We start from the raw sequence: 216 nt of genomic DNA on the forward strand, positions 1-216 counted from the left end.
ATCTACTCTCAAAAGCGTTTACGGGCCTATAGCTCAGCTGGTTTAGAGCGCACGCCTGATAAGCGTGAGGTCGATGGTTCGAGTCCATTTAGGCCCATTTACCAATTAATAAAATACCCATTATGGGGCCTTAGCTCAGCTGGGAGAGCGCCTGCCTTGCACGCAGGAGGTCATCGGTTCGATCCCGTTAGGCTCCATTGACAATTTTAATTGTCG

The 216-nt window shown here is 49.5% G+C and carries 2 tRNA genes; both read left to right on the forward strand.

Going from position 1 to position 216, the window contains the following annotated elements:
• Positions 1-22 precede the first annotated feature (22 nt).
• Positions 23-97: transfer RNA gene (locus tag N0K80_RS07925), tRNA-Ile, on the forward strand.
• Between the two features lie 27 nt (positions 98-124).
• Positions 125-197 (forward strand) — tRNA-Ala (locus N0K80_RS07930).
• Positions 198-216: the final 19 nt, after the last annotated feature.

The organism is Dellaglioa carnosa, assembly GCF_026948345.1.
Lineage (GTDB): Bacteria > Bacillota > Bacilli > Lactobacillales > Lactobacillaceae > Dellaglioa > Dellaglioa algida.